This is a genomic window from Neptuniibacter sp., from assembly GCF_024231755.1.
Lineage (GTDB): Bacteria > Pseudomonadota > Gammaproteobacteria > Pseudomonadales > Balneatricaceae > Neptuniibacter.
Map to the genome: position 1 here is coordinate 1 of NZ_JAAEQH010000103.1, position 1,121 is coordinate 1,121.

Here is a 1,121-nt window from a genome sequence, read left to right on the forward strand (position 1 = left end):
ACGGAATCTCAATTGATTTCTATTCCTGGGGGTACTGAGATGTTTCACTTCCCCCCGTTCGCTTCGTTCAACTATGTATTCATTGAACGATGACAAAGTATTACCTCTGCCGGGTTTCCCCATTCGGAAATCTCCGGGTCAAAGCCTGTTAGCAGCTCACCGAAGCTTATCGCAGCTTTCCGCGTCCTTCATCGCCTCCTGGTGCCAAGGCATCCGCCGTCAGCCCTTAGTAGCTTAACCATAAGTCTTTTCAAACCAAGTTATACTTCTAAACGCTATTTTCTGCAGTACTTAAGTAATCCATATGATAGAGAACCTTTCGGCCTGTATCGAATTACTGTTATACAGTTTAGATACCCTGCTATTCAATTGTCAAAGAACAAACCTTCACTACTAAAGGTCAGAAAATTTACAGTATATTTTATTTTTTATGAAAAATAAAATACGTTATAAACTTTACAACGCTCAGTATATAAGATACAATAAATAAAAATAAAAAACCGCTTCCCTGAAACCACCATAAAACAATTGGTGGAGGTGAACGGGTTCGAACCGATGGCCTCCTGCGTGCAAGGCAGGCGCTCTCCCAGCTGAGCTACACCCCCAACCTTACCGAATGAAGCATAGGCAGGCAGTCCCCACTAAGCTACACCCCGTAACCAAATAGGCAACCTGAATAGTGGTGGGCCTGGGGGGACTTGAACCTCCGACCTCACGCTTATCAGGCGTGCGCTCTAACCAGCTGAGCTACAGGCCCTTTGAGCTTTTTTTGTTTAACATGCCGCAAAAGCAGCACATCAACAATGGTTTTGATCGCTCAAAACCGAACAGTAATAAAGGCGGGGTTGATCCCATTTAGGCTAATGCCTAAATCTTTCCTTAAAAAGGAGGTGATCCAGCCCCAGGTTCCCCTAGGGCTACCTTGTTACGACTTCACCCCAGTTACCAGCCATACCTTGGCGGCCTGCCTCCCGAAGGTTAGCTCAACCGCTTCTGGTACAACCAACTCCCGTGGTGTGACGGGCGGTGTGTACAAGGCCCGGGAACGTATTCACCGCAGCATGCTGATCCACGATTACTAGCGATTCCAACTTCACGGAGTCGAGTTGCAGACTCCGATC

At 46.9% G+C, this 1,121-nt stretch carries 2 tRNA genes and 2 rRNA genes; all 4 read right to left on the minus strand.

Going from position 1 to position 1,121, the window contains the following annotated elements:
* Positions 1 to 240: ribosomal RNA gene (locus tag GY843_RS04560) — 23S ribosomal RNA — on the minus strand; the annotation flags it as partial.
* Between the two features lie 289 nt (positions 241 to 529).
* Positions 530 to 605: transfer RNA gene (locus GY843_RS04565), tRNA-Ala, on the minus strand.
* 75 nt (positions 606 to 680) lie between these two features.
* Positions 681 to 757, minus strand: a tRNA-Ile gene (locus tag GY843_RS04570).
* 126 nt (positions 758 to 883) lie between these two features.
* Positions 884 to 1,121 (minus strand): 16S ribosomal RNA (locus tag GY843_RS04575); the annotation flags it as partial.